Origin of the sequence: Thiorhodococcus mannitoliphagus (genome assembly GCF_010915725.1) — a bacterium.
In the GTDB taxonomy this organism is placed as follows: Bacteria; Pseudomonadota; Gammaproteobacteria; order Chromatiales; family Chromatiaceae; genus Thiorhodococcus; species Thiorhodococcus mannitoliphagus.
On record NZ_JAAIJR010000051.1, the window covers coordinates 21,929 to 38,298 of the forward strand.

General features: G+C 66.5%; 9 protein-coding genes and 1 pseudogene. 8 read left to right on the forward strand and 2 right to left on the reverse strand.

Going from position 1 to position 16,370, the window contains the following annotated elements; all coding sequences use genetic code 11:
* Positions 1–7: 7 nt before the first annotated feature.
* Together G3480_RS13600 and G3480_RS13605 are read right to left on the reverse strand one after the other, a co-directional pair.
* Positions 8–433: a PIN domain-containing protein gene (locus G3480_RS13600; RefSeq protein ID WP_164654435.1), complete on the reverse strand. Its 426-nt coding sequence runs from the start codon at positions 431–433 to the stop codon at positions 8–10.
* Positions 420–641 carry a MerR family transcriptional regulator gene (locus G3480_RS13605; RefSeq protein WP_164654436.1) on the reverse strand — a complete coding sequence of 74 codons (222 nt, stop codon included), beginning with the start codon at positions 639–641 and terminating at the stop codon, positions 420–422. The genes G3480_RS13600 and G3480_RS13605 overlap by 14 nt, the downstream gene beginning before the upstream one ends.
* Before the next feature lie 179 nt (positions 642–820).
* Between G3480_RS13605 and G3480_RS13610 the strand changes: the two genes are divergently transcribed.
* The 8 genes and pseudogenes from G3480_RS13610 to G3480_RS27655 form a co-directional block, all read left to right on the forward strand.
* Positions 821–4,159, forward strand: a complete 3,339-nt coding sequence (locus tag G3480_RS13610) for a WD40 repeat domain-containing protein (RefSeq protein ID WP_164654437.1) — start codon at positions 821–823, stop codon at positions 4,157–4,159.
* Positions 4,160–4,408: 249 nt separating this feature from the next.
* Positions 4,409–9,901 (forward strand): IPTL-CTERM sorting domain-containing protein, encoded by a 5,493-nt coding sequence (locus G3480_RS13615; protein WP_164654438.1) that lies wholly within the window; start codon positions 4,409–4,411, stop codon positions 9,899–9,901.
* Between the two features lie 60 nt (positions 9,902–9,961).
* Complete coding sequence (locus G3480_RS13620; protein ID WP_164654439.1) at positions 9,962–10,105, forward strand: hypothetical protein; 144 nt, start codon at positions 9,962–9,964, stop codon at positions 10,103–10,105.
* Positions 10,102–10,443 carry a lysozyme inhibitor LprI family protein gene (locus G3480_RS13625; RefSeq protein ID WP_164654440.1) on the forward strand — a complete coding sequence of 114 codons (342 nt, stop codon included), beginning with the start codon at positions 10,102–10,104 and terminating at the stop codon, positions 10,441–10,443. Before G3480_RS13620 ends, G3480_RS13625 begins: the two co-directional genes overlap by 4 nt.
* Before the next feature lie 77 nt (positions 10,444–10,520).
* On the forward strand, positions 10,521–11,534 hold the full coding sequence (locus tag G3480_RS13630; protein ID WP_206171707.1) for a L,D-transpeptidase: 1,014 nt from the start codon (positions 10,521–10,523) through the stop codon (positions 11,532–11,534).
* A 39-nt stretch (positions 11,535–11,573) separates the two neighbouring features.
* The gene (locus tag G3480_RS28370; RefSeq protein WP_338114136.1) at positions 11,574–15,005 is read left to right on the forward strand and encodes a hybrid sensor histidine kinase/response regulator; all 3,432 of its coding nucleotides are present in this window, start codon (positions 11,574–11,576) and stop codon (positions 15,003–15,005) included.
* A gap of 40 nt (positions 15,006–15,045) precedes the next feature.
* A complete protein-coding gene (locus G3480_RS13640) occupies positions 15,046–16,083 on the forward strand; it encodes a response regulator (RefSeq protein WP_164654442.1) in 1,038 nt (345 codons plus the stop codon).
* 17 nt (positions 16,084–16,100) lie between these two features.
* A pseudogene (locus tag G3480_RS27655) lies at positions 16,101–16,223 on the forward strand (IS5/IS1182 family transposase); the annotation flags it as partial.
* Positions 16,224–16,370: the final 147 nt, after the last annotated feature.

The following is a 16,370-nucleotide window of genomic DNA, read 5'->3' on the forward strand; positions in this document are numbered from 1 at the left end:
TGGGTTTCTACCCGCTCTCGGGCTTGAACGGATTGGCAATGCGTAGACCATCGATGACGCGCCCGTCCTGCATGTCTTCGGTATACAGCACCCGGCACTGGGCCTTGAGCGCCATGGTGACGATCAAGGCATCCCAAATCGAAAAGCCGTGCAAGCGATGGAGGTCGATCGCACGCAGGACGTCCTCGTGGCCGATGCTCAGGATCTCCAAGCGGCCGAAGAGCTCGACCTTGCGACGCGCGATCGCGGCATCGACGCCCAGCTTGCGGGTGACCGCCGCGAAGTACTCCTGTAGTACCTGCGTAGACAGCACGCCGTTTCCGGTTTGCCATCCAGCGCGCAGCAGCGACAGGCTGGTTGCCTGCTTGGCCGGTGCATCCGCATCGTCGGTGTAGATCAGAACATTGGTGTCCAAAAAGCTACGTTCTTTCATGGAGCTCATCGCGATCGAAGTGCCAGCCACTGGAATGACCCGTCCCGCTCAGCGACTCGAGCTCCTGCCAATCCGCACGGCGGTGCTCCACGCCCGTCAGGCGCGAAAGCTCGTCACGAATCAGTTGATTGAGGCTCTGGCCGCGTGCGGCGGCGACCTTGCGCGCCGCCGACAGCGTCTTCTCGTCGATCGAAAGGGTGATGTTCATGGCACTGGCTCTGCGTACACTGGTTATGTGCAAATTAACAGGGCATGGCGGAAATTTCCATCACTCTTGCAAAGACATCGTGAGGTTGAGGCGACCGGCCCAGGTTGCGCCCGTCGACAGCAGATGCCGACGCTACGAATGCAGTACCACCAACACCTGACGCTTCCCGATTACGATAGATGAATACAGTCCACCGCGGCCTGTCACGGGCACCCTTACTAACCTTGTTACTGATCTGCGCCTGGCTGCCTGCAACTGCGGCAGCGGACGGCGCACAGGTCTCGCCCTTGGCGCTGGCTCATCAGCAAAAGGCCCTGGCCCTGCTCGGCCAAGCCAGCGCGAGCGGCGACAGCCGCGGGATGCAGCACGCCCTGCTGCATGCGCTGGCCGCCCAGACGCTGCCTCCGCCCGATGACGCCGGCTTCGCACCCGCGAACCTCGGCGCCTTCCTCACCAAACAGCCCACCGCCGCCTTCGCCCTGCGCTGGCGCTCGCCGTCGGCCTGGCTCGGCGGCTCGGTGCCGGCCCTGGTCTGGTCCACGGACGGCACCTGGCTCGCCACCGCCGGCAGCGACGGTCGGGTGCGGCTGTGGGATCCGGCCAGCGGCGAGCAACGCGCGGTCCTGAAGATGGACGGCGGTCGCGTCGATGCCCTGGCCCTGGACCACACCGGCACCCGGCTTGCCGCCGGCAGTGCCGACGGTCGCATCCAACTCTGGACGCTGGCGGCGGACGGCACCGCGCCGCAGCCCCTGCGGCAGTGGCTAGCGCACAACGGCCCGGTGCGCTCCCTGGTCTTCAGCCCCGACGGCGACCGGCTCGCCAGCGGCGGCAAGGACGGCGTGGTCGCACTCTGGAACCCAACGACCGGCACCGCGACCACGGCGCTGATGCCCGAGGCCGGCTGGGTGCAATCCCTCGCCTTCGCCCCCGACGGGCGGCTGCTGGCCGCCGGAACCGACCGCGGCGGCGTGCGTGTCTGGACGCTGGAGGCCGACGGTGCGCCGACCGCCCGCGCCACGCTCGACATCGGCCGCGGGTCCGCGCGCGCGATCACCGTCAGCCCGGACGGACGCTGGCTCGCGGCCGGCGCCGACGACGGCCGGGTGCACCTCTGGGCACTGCCCGATGGACTGGACGGCCAGAGCGCCACCGCACTGTTCGGCGCGCCTGGACCCAAGCTCCTGGCGTTGGCCTTCGACCCCAGCGGCGAGCGCCTCGCTACCGGCGACATGGACGGCCGCCTGCGCCTCTGGGATCTGGGCGCGGAGCTGCCCGAGCCGGTCACGCTGGAGACAGCGGGCGGGCGCGTGCTGGACGTCGGCTTCGATGCGCGCGGTGAGCGCCTCGCCGCCACCACACTGCACGGGCTGAGGCTCTGGGGCCTGTCCGGCGCCGATGCTCCCCGACGACTCCTGCCGACCGATGGCCACGGCGAGCGGGTAATGGCGGTGGCGACGAGCCCGGACGGCGCCCTGATCGCCAGCGGCGACGGTGACGGCCGCCTGTGGCTGTGGGATGCCGCCACCGGTCGGGAGCTGGCGCAGTTGCCGGCCGGTGATGCCCCCATCGAGGCCCTCGGTTTTGCCGCCGATGGCCGACGTCTGGCCATCGGCGACAGCGACGGTCAGGTACGGGTCTGGGATCTGTCCGCGGGGGCCGACCAGGCCGTCGTGCAGACCACGCTGGAAGGTCTCGGTCGGGTCGCGGCCCTGACCTTCACCGACGCCGACACCCGGCTGGTCGTCGCCACCGGCCGCGGCAGCGCCCGCGCCCTGGATCTGGCCGACGGCGCCACCCACACCCTGGCGCCCGATGTGGGCGACGTGGAGGCCGTCGCCATGGACCGTGGCGGGCGGTGGCTGGCCTTGGGACTCAAGGACCAATTGCTGGGGCTGGTCGACCTGACTGGCGGCGCGGAGACGGCCGATGCCGCGCCGCGCCCGGCGCTACCGTCCATCGGCGGGCGGATCAAGGCCCTGGCCATCAGCGATGACGGTCGGCGGTTGGCCGCCGCGATGGAAGACGGCTATGTGCGGCTGCTCGATGCCGACAGCGGCACCGAGCGCGCACGCCTCGCCGGGTCCGGCGACAAGCTCGCCTCGCTGCTCTTCACCGCCGACGGCGCTCGGCTGATCGGTGGGCGCCACGACGGCGGTATCGTCGTCTGGGATCTGGCCAGCGGGCGGCGGCTCGCCCAACTCGGCGATGACTCGGGGCGCGCCTATGCGCTGGCCCTGAGCGCCGATGGCCGTGTCCTGGTGAGTGGCACGGCGGACGGCAGTGTGCGGCTCTGGGAGATGCCGTCGGTCACGGCAGGGCAGGGCGATCCGACGCCCGCTCCCTGGCGCCACGACGGCTGGACCTGGGCGGTGGCGCTCGATGAGACCGGCGGCCGGCTCGCCAGCGCCGGCGCCGACGGCCGGCTGGTGGTCGGGATGGCGGACGGGCCGGGCGAGACGCGGCGGCTGACCGGACACCAGGGGGTCGTCTCCGCGCTGGTCGCAAACCGCGCCGGCACCCTGCTCGCGAGCGCCGGCACCGACGGCAGCGTGCGGCTGTGGGATCCGGCGGACGGACGCGAGCTGGCGCGGCTCGGCGCCCTCGGGCTCCCCCAGACAGGCGGCGGCAGTGGACTTGCCGCGCGGATCACCGGCCGGCCGGAGACCGACGGCGCCTCGCCGCTGGCAGCCCGATCCGCCGTCGAGCGCTGGTCGCTGGCCTTGAGTCCGGACGAAACCCTGCTCGCCGCCGGTGGCGAGGATAGCGGCATCCTGCTTTGGGATCTGACCGGCGGCGCCGAGGGCGTGAAGCTCGTGACACAGTTGTCGGACCGCCGCGGACGCCTTCTGGCGCTGGCCTTCAACGGCGATGGCACCCTGCTCGCCGCCGGCGCCGAAGACGGCAGCATCCGGATCTGGGAGACGGCGAGCCGGGCGCAACTGATGCGGCTGGAGACAGGCGGCGGACGGGTGCTGGACTTGGCCTGGGATCCCACTCATGGTCTGTTGGCCGCGGCCAGCCAGGATGGCCGGGTGCGGATTTGGGCGCCAGCCAGCCGCACGCCCGCCGCGACCCTGGAGGCCGGCGGTGGCCTGACCCGTGCATTGGGCATCACCCCGGACGGGCGCCTGCTCGTCACCGGCTCCGAGGACGGGCGGCTGCGGTTCTGGGACATCACCGGCGGTGCCGACGCGGCGCTGCCGCTGGCCAGCGTCGACCTCGCCGCCGGCCAGGTCGTCTCGCTGGCCTTCAGCGGCGACGGCCAACGGCTCGCGGCCGGCACCAGCGACGGGCGGGCGCGCACCTTCGACCTGCGTCCCTTGAGCCTGCTCGCCAACGGACCGGCTCCGTCCGCGCGGGCCGCCCGGATCGAAGCGGACCTGTTGCGGTTGTGGCGGCTTGCACCCGACGGGATGGCATTCACGGACGAGGTCTGGCCACAGCTCGCCGTCCCCCAAGACTCAGCGGGAAAAAATGTTGGTCAGCCGAACAAATTGTTTGGTTGGCCGAACTGAATGACCCGGACGGCATTGCCGCTGACACCGTTCGAGATGTACGGTCGCAGAGTTTCCGAATGCCGTCGCCAAACGTGACAAGGCAACGATTTCATTTGCTGATGAATGAACCCATGGTCCCCAGAACTCGAAATTGGCTGGCATGCGGCGCCGCGTTGCGGCTGCTCCCCGGACTCGCGCGGGCCGCGGATTGCGTCGATGGGCAAGTCTTCAACGCCAGAGCCAGACTTTACTGACAGGAAAATGCAGATGAATACATCGATCTGCCGCGCCACCCAGCGGTTTTCGCCCACCTCGATCAAGACCGCCGTCGTGCGATTCCTTGTCGCGGCGCTGGTGCTGATGTTGGCCCAGGCCGCTCTCGTAAGCCCCGCGGCGGCGGCCTGTACTTTCCCGGTCGATGTTGCCACCGAAGCCGAGCTCAATGCGGCCATCTCCTGCTACAACGGGACGACCGCAGCCGGCGCCTACACCATCACCCTCACCCAGAACATCAACCTGACCGCTAGCACGACGGCCATCGACAACGCCACCAGCGGCGTGAGCCTGACCATCGAAGGCGGCGGCTTTGCGGTGAATGGGCAAGACATAGCCGGGGTACGGCCATTTGACATCGCCGCGAGCACTAACGTGACGATGCGCCAACTAACCGTTACCCGCGGTCGCATCACCGCCATCGCTGAAGTCGGCGGTGGGATTCGGAATAGCGGCACCCTGACAATTATCGACAGCACCATCAGCAACAATCAGACCGAAATTTTTGGTGGTGGCATTGGTAACGAAAGCGGCGGCAACTTGACCGTCCGCAATAGCACCATCTCCGGCAATAGCAACAATGCAGCGGGCGGGGGCATCCTCAATAAGGGGCAGCTTACCCTCGACAGTGTGACGATGACCGGCAACTATACGGGTAATTCTGGCGCGTTGCAGGTGGATGGCAGCGGCGCCGTGGCCATCATCCAGAATTCGATTCTGGCCAATACCAGTACCAGCGGCGGCCCCGGGAGAGATTGTGAGACCGTCAACGGCGGCACCGTCACTGACGGCGGCCATAACCTGGTGGAGGTGCAGAAGGATTGCGGCTTTGTGAACGGCGCCAACGGCAACATCGTGGGGGTGGACCCGGTGCTGGGCCGGCTGGCGAACAACGGCGGCCCGACTCAGACCGCCGCGCTGCTACCGGGCAGCCCGGCCATCGACGCCGGCAGCACGACCCTGACCGCCGACCAGCGCGGCATCGCCCGGCCCCAGGGTGCCACCGCCGACATCGGCGCCTTCGAGTCGCGCGGTTTCAGCCTGGCCTACAGCGCCGGCAGCCCGCAGGGTACGCCGCTCAACGAAGTCTTTGCCAACCCGCTGGTGGTGAGGGTGACCAGCGCCTTCAACGAACCGGTGGGGGGCGGCCAGGTGACCTTCACCGCGCCCGGCAGTGGCGCCAGCCTGGCGACGACCCCACTTGCCGCGACGATCAGCAGCAACTCCGCCAGCCAGCCGGTGACGGCCAACGGTGTGGGGGGCAGCTACACCGTCAACGCCGACATGCGCGGCAACCTGGGCGGACCCGTTCCCTTCAACTTGACGAACCTGACTTGCGTCGACAGCGCGTCGGTTTCCACCCACGAAGAGCTCAAGAATGCCATCGCCTGCTTCAATTTCAGGACGGCCACCGTCACCCCCTACACCATCACGCTGACCAAGAACATTTCCCTGAGCGGAGCGACCACATCCATCAACAACGCCAATTCGGGCGTGGCGCTGGTGCTGGACGGCGCCGGCTTCGCGCTGGATGGCGGCGGCTTAGAGGCGACGCGCCCCATCGATGTGCGCCCCAACACGGTGGTGACTATCCGTAACCTGACTGTGCAGAATGCGAAAGCCCCGGTCGGCAATTCGAACGGCGGCGCCATCCTGAACGCAGGGACGCTGACCATCGAAGGCAGCACGATTAGCGGCAATCAAGCCGAAAATGGTGCCGGAATCTATTCCTCCGGCCAGATGGAGATTCGCAACAGCACGATCTCTGGCAATACCGCCTATATTGGTGGGGGGATTTTCAACCTCAATAGAGCCGATGTCGATAACTCAACTATTGCCGGCAACCGAGCGGATCGTTTTGGTGGCGGGGTGTGGAGTCAAGATAGTCCGTTTTTTATCACCAACAGCACTGTCCGCCTGAATTTTGCAAACAGTGCGGGAGGCGGTCTATACGGCACGCTCACCCTCAAGAACACGATCGTGATCGACAACTCCTCCACGTTCACTCCTTCGGGTGCGGACCTCATGGGCAATCGGGGCCAAAATGACGTCCACACCTCCCAGGGCTATAACATGATCGGTACGTTCTACCCTCTACTTGATGATCCTCTGAGGCCCCAGCCTACCGACATCATCGGACAGACGTCTCTGATGTCCCCCCTCGGCGACTACGGCGGCGCCACGCAGACGATGGCCCTGTTGCCCAACTCCCCGGCCATCAATGCCGGTGATCCCGCCTGCCCCGCCACGGATCAGCGCGGCGTGGCCCGCGTGGGCAACTGCGACATCGGCGCCTTCGAGTCGCGCGGCTTTGTCCTGAGCGCCACCGGCGGCAGCGGGCAGGGCACGCGGATCAACACGGCCTTTGCCGCTCCGCTGGTGGCGACGGTGAGCAGCGCCTTCGCCGAGCCGGTGGACGGCGGGCAGGTGATCTTCACCGCCCCCGGCAGCGGCGCCAGCCTAGCGACGACTCCCCTGACCACCACGATCGGGGGCGGCAGCGCGAGCCAGCCGGTCTCGGCCAATGGCACCGAGGGCCGCTACGCGGTCAACGCCGACACTCGCGGCAACCTGGGCTCCCCCGTCGGGTTCGACCTGAGGAACTGGATCACCCCCCCCACCTATAGCGTCACCGCCCAGGTCGGCACCGGCAGCGGCATCGTCATCTGCACCCCAAGCAGCGTCAGCCCCGGCGGCGACAGCACCTGCGCCGCGACGCCTGCCACCGGCTTCCTGGTTCAAAGCTGGAGCGGCGACTGCGTGGCTGCGGGCAGCCAGGCCCAGTGCACCCTGACCAACATTCAGTCCGACAAGAGATCCACCGTCGACTTCGTTGCCAAGCCGCCGAGCACCTTCAGCGTCAGCGCCACGGTCGGCGGTAGCGTCCCCGGCAGCGTCACCTGCACCCCGAGCCTGGTCAAGGCCGGCGGCAAGAGCCAATGTACCGCCGTGCCTGGTCCGGGCGACCAGGTCGACGCCTGGACCGGCGACTGCGCCGGCACCGGCAGCAACGTCCAGTGCCGCCTGAGCAACATCACATCCGACCAGAGCTCCACGGTCAGCTTCAAAGCCCTGCCGCTCGGCAGCTACCACGTCAGCGCCAGCGTCGTCGGCGGCAACGGCAGCGTCAGCTGCACGCCCACCACCGTCGCCAAGGGCGAGAGCAGCACCTGCACCGCGGTGCCCGATGCGGGCTATCAAGTCCAGAGCTGGACCGGCGCCTGTGCCACCTGGGGCAGTCAGGATCAGTGCTACCTACCCAAGATCCGCGCCGATCAGCTCTCGACGGTCAGCTTCATGCCCATCCCGCCGGCCACCTACAGCGTCAGCGCCACGGTGAGCGCCGGCAATGGGCACGTCAGCTGCACGCCCACCAGCGTCAGCGCCGGCGGTGCGAGTAGCTGCACCGCCGTGCCCGACGCCGGCTGGCAGATCGACAGCTGGAGCGGCGCCTGCACGGCGGCCGGCAACACGGACCAATGCGATCTCACCAACATCCAGGCCGACCAGGTCTCCGCCGTCAGCTTCACCCAGCTACCGCTGCCGACCTACAGCCTCAGCGCCAGCGTCGATGGCGGCAATGGCCTTGTGAACTGTGCGCCCCCGACCGTCCCGCAAGGCGACAGCGGCAGCTGCACCGCCACGCCGGATCCTGGCTACCAGGTCGCCAGCTGGAGCGGCGCTTGCGCCAGCGCCGGCACCAACATCGACTGCGCCCTGAGCAACGTGCAGGCCGACCAGGTCTCCACGGTCCGCTTCGCGCCCATTCCGCTGAACCAATACCATGTCAGCGCCAAGGTCGTCCTCGGCCATGGCACGGTCGACTGTCAGCCCACCACCGTCGCTGCCGGCGGCGCCAGTACCTGCACCGCCACGCCCGAGGCCGGCTACCAGGTCGCCAACTGGGGCGGGGACTGCGCCGGCTGGGGCACCCAGACCCAGTGCTACCTGACCAAGATCAAGGCCGACAAAACCGCCACCGTCAGCTTCGCGCCGCTGCCGCCGACGAGCTACAGCGTCAGCGCCACCGTCAGCGCCGGCAACGGTCAGGTCAGCTGCACCCCCAGCCCCGTCACCGCCGGTGATAGCAGCAGCTGCACGGCCGTGCCCGACGCCGGCTGGGAAATCCAAAGTTGGGGCGGCGCCTGCGCCGGCACCGGCACGAGCACCCTGTGCAGCCTGACCAACATCCAGGCCAACCAGAACGCCACCGTCGCCTTCGTTGCCCAAGCGCTGCCCAGCTACAGCGTCAGCGCCACGGTCGACGGCGGCAACGGCACGGTCAGCTGCGCCCCCACCACGGTCGTGCAAGGCGATAGTGCCCACTGCACCGCCACCCCCGACACCGGCTATCAGGTCGCGAGTTGGAGCGGCGACTGCGCCGCCACCGGCACCAACGTCGACTGCTTCCTCGGCAACATCCAGCGCGATCAGTCTTCAACTGTGCGCTTCGCGCCGCTGCCACCTGCTCACTACAGCATCACCGCCACAGTCACCAGCGGCCATGGCGCGGTCAGCTGCACCCCGCCGAGCGTCCTCGACGGTGGATCCAGCACCTGCACCGCCGTGCCCGATCCCGGCTACCGGGTCCAGGCCTGGGGCGGCGACTGCGCCTTCGCCGGCAGCCAGAGCCAATGTCAGCTCAGCCCCATCCGCGCCGACCAGGTCGCCACCGTCAGCTTCCTGCATGTGCTGCCCGGCAGCTATCAGGTCAGCGCCACGGTCACCGGCGGCAACGGCACAGTCGACTGCGTACCGACCACGGTGGCCAAGGGCGCGTCCAGCACCTGCACCGCCACCCCGGATGCCGGCTACCAGGTGGCCGCCTGGGGCGGGGACTGCGCCAGCGCCGGCAGCGCCACCCAATGCTATCTGCCCAAGATCCAGAAGAACCAGGACGCCACGGTCAGCTTCGCGGCCCGAACGGCGAATACCTTCCATGTCAGCGCCCGCGTCGACGGCGGCCACGGCCGCGTCAGCTGCACGCCCGAGACGGTTGCGCCCGGCAGCGACAGCACCTGCACCGCCTTGCCCGACGCTGGCTATCAGGTCGCTTACTGGGACGGCGCCTGCCTGCTCGCCGGTCAGAACCCCATCTGCCGCCTGACCAACATCCAGGCCGACCAGACCTCCACCGTCAGCTTTGCGCTCCTGTCGCTGACCACCTACAGCGTCACGGCGAGCGTCAGTGAAGGGCAGGGCACGGTCAGCTGCACCCCCGCCAGCGTCAGCGCCGGCGGCGCCAGCACCTGCACGGCCGTACCCGGCCCGGACTATCGCGTCGGCGGCTGGAGCGGTGCCTGTGCCTTTGCCGGCAACAGTCCGCAGTGCGTGCTCACCAACGTGCAGGGCAATCAGGTGTCGGCGGTGCGTTTCGTCAGCAATGCACCGACCAATCCGAACTCAATTCCCACGCTGTCGGAGTGGGGACTCATCCTGCTGAGTCTGATGATGCTCGGCGCCGCGCAGGCACGTCTGCGCGGCTGATGCGTCGGGGACGCGCGTGAGACCGAACGCAGCAACCGCCATGCCGCCAACCGGAGCATCATGCGCGGCGCGCCGAAAGCGGCCCAGTCCGCGCGCATGGAACGGGCCGATTACGGGCTGGACATTCCGCAGGGCCACGTTGTGCAGATCGACTTTTTCGACGATGAGCAAGATAACCACGAGTTGGAGAGCCTATCCATATGACCATCGAACGCCGTCGTGTCCTTGCCTCAGTGGCCGCTGTCCTTTGTCTGACGAGTGCCCAGACTTGGGCGGCCTCGCCCAGCTTTGATTGCGCCAAGGCGTCGAGTGAGGTCGAGCAGCTCATCTGCAAGGACGCCGAGCTGGCCAGACTCGATCGTAGCCTGGCCGAGCTGTATGCCACGCTGCTCAAGAATTCCTCGGCCAACGCGCAGAAATCGCTCAAGACCGAACAGCGCGGCTGGGTCAAGGGCCGCAATGACTGCTGGAAGTCCGATGATTTGCGTGGCTGCGTAGCCGATGAGTACCGCCTGCGTATCTCGGAACTGAAGGATCGCTGATGGCGTGACGCCCGATTCAGGGTACGCCCTGCGTATCCTGGACTTTGGACAAAAACACAAAATCGAGGAGACCCCCCTTGCAGCCGATCGATCGTAGAACCGCCCTCCTGAGACTGGCCGCCATTGGACTGGCCCCCATGGCCTTCATCCCCAAGGTGACGGCCAACGAGTTCATCAAGGAGATCGGTGAACTCAAACCCGGCGAATTCACCTGGCATCCGGATCGCTCACCCCATGGCCCCGTGGCCGTGGTGGTCTCGCTCCCGGAGCAACGGGTGCATGTTTATCGCAATGGCATTCGGATCGCCGTGTCGACCTGCTCGACCGGCAAACCGGGCCATGAGACCCCGACCGGAGTCTTCACGGTGCTGCAAAAGGACAAGGATCATCACTCGTCGACCTACAACAATGCCCCCATGCCGAACATGAACCGGCTGACCTGGGACGGAGTCGCGCTACACGCCGGCAAGCTGCCCGGCTATCCAGCCTCACACGGCTGCGTGCGCTTGCCGATGACCTTCTCCGCGAAGCTGTGGACAGTCACGCACGTCGGAACGCCCGTGATCATCGCCGGCACCCATTCCGATCCCTGGGAGCTGACCCATCCCGGCATGGTGCTCGGGGCCTATGCCGAGGACGAATTCGAGCACGTCGTGGCGAGCCTGGGCGACAAACCCCATCCAGCCGATTGGGAGGAAGGGCAGGCCTATCCCATCATGACCGTGGTGGCCTCCACGGCGGACCGCAAGATCGACCTGCTCGAAGACGGTCGTGTCGTGGCCGAGGGGCGACTCAGCATCCAGGGTTCGTCGACGCCTGTGGGTTCGCACGTCCTGATCCTCAAAGGCGCCCATGCAGGATCGAAGGGGTTGGCCTGGCAGGCCATCAGTCATCACGAGCACTCGGGCGGGTCCGTGGCCGGCGCCGATGTCACCTCGCAGGCCATCGTGTCGCGTCTGAAGTCCGATGACAGTTTCCAGCACGCCATGAAAGAGCGCATGCATCCGGGCATGGTGATGATCGTGACCGATACGCCCCTGCACGCGGACCGGCGATCCGGCAAGGATTTCGTCATCATGTCCAGTGCTTGAGGGCCGGAAACGATGCGATCGCGCTCAGCGACTCCATCCGTGAAGGCGTCGATCGTCGATGTAGCCCACAGCGATACCTCGATCCTCTCGGGTCGATTTCGGCGCTGGCTGAGCCTGATCAACTGGTCGTTTCCTGGGGTGGTGTTGATCACCATCCTGATCTTCGCCGCGGTCCTGTATTGGTTCGAAGTCGAGCCGCTGGTGGACTTCACGGTCGCGGCCCAGCAATCCGAGGCCGCCCGGACGGCGGAACTCGGATTGCACAATCATCTCGGCGCCATCGAGAGCATCCTGTCGATCACTCGTGATCAGCTCATCGCCACGGGTTTGGGATTCGAGGACGCCGTCGCCTTCGATCGCCGCTATGCCCCGATGCTTCTGCATCGGCGGCAGATCAGCAGTCTCCACTATGCCGGCGCGGATGGCCGCGAGATCATGCTGCTGCAAACGGCGACGGGCTGGACGAACCGTATCACCCCTCGGAACACCGAACTCTCGCATCGGTCGCGCTGGCTGGAGTGGGAGTCCGGGTTCGATTTCTCCGCGCCCAGGTCCGAGCATCTGGCCGCTGACGATTATGATCCAGGCTCCACGGCCTGGTTCGAGGGTGCGATGACGGTCGCGCCTGGAGCCGTCTTCTGGACGGAGCCCTATCTGTTTCGCACCACGCGAGAACCTGGGATCACGGCGGCACTGCGCTGGGTCGACGCCGATGGAAAGAACCGCGTTCTGGCCATGGACATCCTGCTGAAGGATCTTTCACTGTTCACAGGCTCCATCCGCTACGCAAAGCAGGGATATCTGGCCCTGCTGAGCGAGGATGGACGCTTGCTCGGCCTGCCCAGGCATCCGCGCTTCAGCGACGGGACGATGCTGACGACAGCGCTGCTCAAGACGCCGGCCGAGCTTGGACTGGTGCAGTTGGCCAAGCTGCTCGAGCACCGCGAGACGGCACAGAGTCTCGCCTGGTCCGACGAAGCGGGCGACTGGATCGGTTCACTGCACCGCATCGAACTCGACGATCGAGTGTTTCTCGTCGCCACGGTCGCGCCGGCGGCCGATTTCTCACCCTGGACATGGGATACGATCCAGCGGTCGTCGACGATCGCCGTGGCGCTGATGCTGGGCGTGCTCTTGCTCGCCCGTCTCCTGTCGCGTCGCATCAATCAGTCACTGGTCCAGTTGTTCGACGCACTGGCGCAGGCCCGCGACAGCGCGGAGCAGGCGACCCGCGCCAAGTCCGACTTCCTGGCCAATATGTCGCACGAGATCCGCACGCCCATGAATGCCATCATCGGCATGTCCTATCTGGCGTTGCAGACCGACCTGACACACCAGCAACGCAACTATGTCGAGAAGGCCAATCGCGCCGCCGAGTCCCTGCTCGGCCTCATCAACGACATCCTTAACTTCTCCAAGATCGAGGCCGGCAAGCTCGACATCGAGGCCGTCGAGTTCCGGCTGGAAGACGTGCTGGACGATCTCGCCAACCTGCTTGGACTACGGGCCGAGGACAAGGGGCTGGAACTGCTGTTCGATCTCCAACCCGGTCTGCCGACGGCCTTGATCGGCGATCCCACGCGCGTGGGACAGATCCTGGTCAACCTGGGCAACAATGCCGTCAAGTTCACCGAAGAGGGCGGCGAGGTCGTGGTCAGGGTGCATGTTCGCGAGGAGGACGAGCAGCACGTCCTGCTCCATTTCGCCGTGAGCGATACGGGTATCGGTCTGACCGAGGAGCAGCGGGGACGGCTCTTTCAGTCCTTCTCGCAAGCCGACAGTTCGACGACACGGCGCTATGGCGGGACTGGCCTGGGGCTGACCATCTCCAAACGGCTCGTCGAATCGATGGGCGGGGAGATCTGGGTCGAGAGCACCCCAGGTGTGGGTAGCTGCTTCCATTTCACCCTGCGTCTGGCCAAACCGCGCGGCCAGGACGCCGTGTCGAGCCGGCTGGCCGCTGTGGATCTGGACGGACTCCGGGTGCTGGTGGTCGACGACAACGCCAGTTCGCGCGACATCCTCTCCCAGATACTCGGCAGTTTCGGTTTTCGGGTCGTGCAGGCCGACCGAGGCGAAGCGGCGCTGTCCCGTCTGCGTGAGTCGATCGTGGCGGGCGAACCCTTCGAACTGGTCGTGATGGACTGGAAGATGCCGGGCCTGGACGGGGTCGAGACGGTGCGCGCCATGCAAGGCGATGCGTCGATTGCGCCGGCGCCGACGGTGATCATGATCACGGCCCATGGTCGCGAGGATCTGCGCGAAGCGGTCGAGGGTATCGGGGTGAGCCGCTGTCTGACCAAGCCCGTGACGCCCTCGACACTGCTCGATACCATCATGGTTGCGCTGGGCCGGCAGGTCGTGGTCGAGACTCGGGCCGCCGAGCGCGATGGCGAGGCACGGGAGGCCGCGCGACGGTTGCGGGGCGCGAAGATCCTGCTGGTCGAGGACAACGCGATCAATCAGGAACTGGCACTCGAGCTGCTCTCGAACCACGGCTTGCGCGTCGAGATCGCTAACGATGGGCTGGAAGCCTTGAAACGACTCGATCGCGAACAGTTCGATGGCGTGCTCATGGACTGTCAGATGCCGGTGATGGACGGCTATGCGGCCACGCGCGAGATCCGCCGTCAGGCGCGTTGGCAGGATCTGCCAGTCATCGCCATGACCGCCAACGCCATGGTCGGCGACCGCGAGAAGGTGCTGAAAGCGGGCATGAACGACCATATCGCCAAACCCATCCGAGTGACTGACATGCTCACGACCATGGCCCACTGGATTCGTCCCAGTGAGCCACTCGCCGAGGTCGTCGACAGGGTTCGGGGCGAGGGCGCCGCCCCGGATGTCGCACTGCCGGACCTGCCCGGTATCGATCTCGTCCGCGGTCTTGCCACGACTCAGGGGGATTGCGCACTCTACCGCCGTCTGCTCACACGCTTCCGTGAGAACCAGGCCGATTTCATGGCGCGGTTTCGCGAGGCGCGGCGCCTTGGCGATGCTGAGACGGCGACCCGTCTGGCGCATACGCTCAAGAGTCTGGCCGGCAATCTCGGGGCGAGCGGCCTGGAACGGGCGGCGGCGACCCTGGAGGCCGGCTGCCGTGACGGCGTGCCGGCCGAGCAGATCGACACCCGGCTCGTGAGTCTGGACGCGGAACTCACGCCCTTGGTCACGGCTCTCGGGGATTTGGAGACCCTGGAGTCGACGACGGTGACGACGTCGGTGTCGAGTGCCGATCATGCCGAGATCGAAACGCTGCTCGACGCCTTGCAGTCCTTGATGGAGGATGACGACGGCGACGCTGTCGAGACCCTGGCGATACTCCAGGAGCGGCTCGCCGACGGCGCATCGCAGGCCGCGTTCAGGCGGCTCGCCAAGGCTGTCGAGACCTATCGTTTCGATCAGGCCCTGGAACTGCTCGCGAACCTGCGGCGGGTGCGATCGTCGGAGACATCCAGCGCGCGAACATGAAGGCCGGTCCGTATCCACCCATTGTCGAGGAGCGTCCGCTATGACAGAGAAGCCAATCGTCTTGGTCGTCGACGATACGCCCGAGAACATCGATGTCTTGAGCGGCGCCCTGCGTGGCGACTACAAGATCAAGGTCGCCGCGAGCGGCGAGACGGCGCTGCGGATCGCGGCGGGCGAGCCCAAGCCGGACATCGTCCTGCTCGACATCATGATGCCCGAGATGGATGGTTATGAGGTCTGCCGGCGGCTCAAGGCCAACCCGGTCACCGCACGCATCCCAGTCATCTTCATCACCGCCAAGGCGGAGGTGAGCGACGAGCAGCGCGGGTTCGAACTGGGAGCCGTCGACTACATCACCAAGCCCATCAGCCCACCCATCGTTCGGGCGCGCGTGCGCACTCAGCTGGCACTCTATGATCAGCGCCGCGAACTGGAGAAGATCGTCGCCGAGCGTACCAGCGAACTCAACGAGACCCGTCTCGCCGTCATCCGCCGTCTGGGACGCGCCGCCGAATTCAAGGACAACGAAACCGGACTCCATGTGATTCGTATGAGCCGTTATTCCAGGCTCATCGCCGAGGCCATCCGTGTCAGCGACGACTGGGCGGAACTGCTCCTGAACGCCGCTCCCATGCATGACATCGGCAAGATCGGGATTCCGGATCATATCTTGCGCAAACCCGGTAAACTCGATCCCGATGAATGGGAGACGATGCGCCGGCATCCGGCCTTCGGCGCCGAGATCATCAGCGATCATCCATCGGAACTCCTGCGCCTCTCGCGCGAGATCGCGCTCGCGCACCACGAGAAATGGGACGGGGCGGGTTATCCGTATGGGCTGGCGGGTGAGGACATCCCGATCTCGGCGCGCATCGTCGCGATCGCCGACGTCTTCGATGCACTCACGACCGAACGGCCCTACAAACCGGCCTGGGCGGTCGAGAAGGCGGTCGCACTCATTGAGCAGGAGGCGGGACGACACTTCGATCCGACCCTGGTCGGCGCCTTCCGTGAGGTTCTACCACAGGTGCTGGAGGTCAGGGACCGCTATGCCGAGCATGGCGTGCATATCGACTGAGTCCTAATTTCGGTGTCGAGTGTCTGGTGATCGATGCCACGCACACGAAGGTTCACCCTGATGCCGCCAGCGCGCATGGAGGCAACCAGGCCATGGGGTCACAAAGGGGGCTCAAAAGCAAGCTGCATCTAGCTGTCGATCACGACGAAACCGTTCTTCCGCAGATTGACACGCCGTAGCAGGACTTACCCTCGATTCTGGACATTTCCTAGCGTTTGACTCAAACTGCACGCCAATACTGGTTGGCGAGGCAGCGCCGTGAACTTGCACGACATCATCCTGCGCCC

Coding starts and splice junctions, on each gene's coding strand:
- G3480_RS13600 (WP_164654435.1), bottom strand. CDS start 433: ATGAAAGAACGTAGCTTTTTGGACACCAATGTTCTGATCTACACCGAC.
- G3480_RS13605 (WP_164654436.1), bottom strand. CDS start 641: ATGAACATCACCCTTTCGATCGACGAGAAGACGCTGTCGGCGGCGCGC.
- G3480_RS13610 (WP_164654437.1), top strand. CDS start 821: ATGAATACAGTCCACCGCGGCCTGTCACGGGCACCCTTACTAACCTTG.
- G3480_RS13615 (WP_164654438.1), top strand. CDS start 4,409: ATGAATACATCGATCTGCCGCGCCACCCAGCGGTTTTCGCCCACCTCG.
- G3480_RS13620 (WP_164654439.1), top strand. CDS start 9,962: ATGCGCGGCGCGCCGAAAGCGGCCCAGTCCGCGCGCATGGAACGGGCC.
- G3480_RS13625 (WP_164654440.1), top strand. CDS start 10,102: ATGACCATCGAACGCCGTCGTGTCCTTGCCTCAGTGGCCGCTGTCCTT.
- G3480_RS13640 (WP_164654442.1), top strand. CDS start 15,046: ATGACAGAGAAGCCAATCGTCTTGGTCGTCGACGATACGCCCGAGAAC.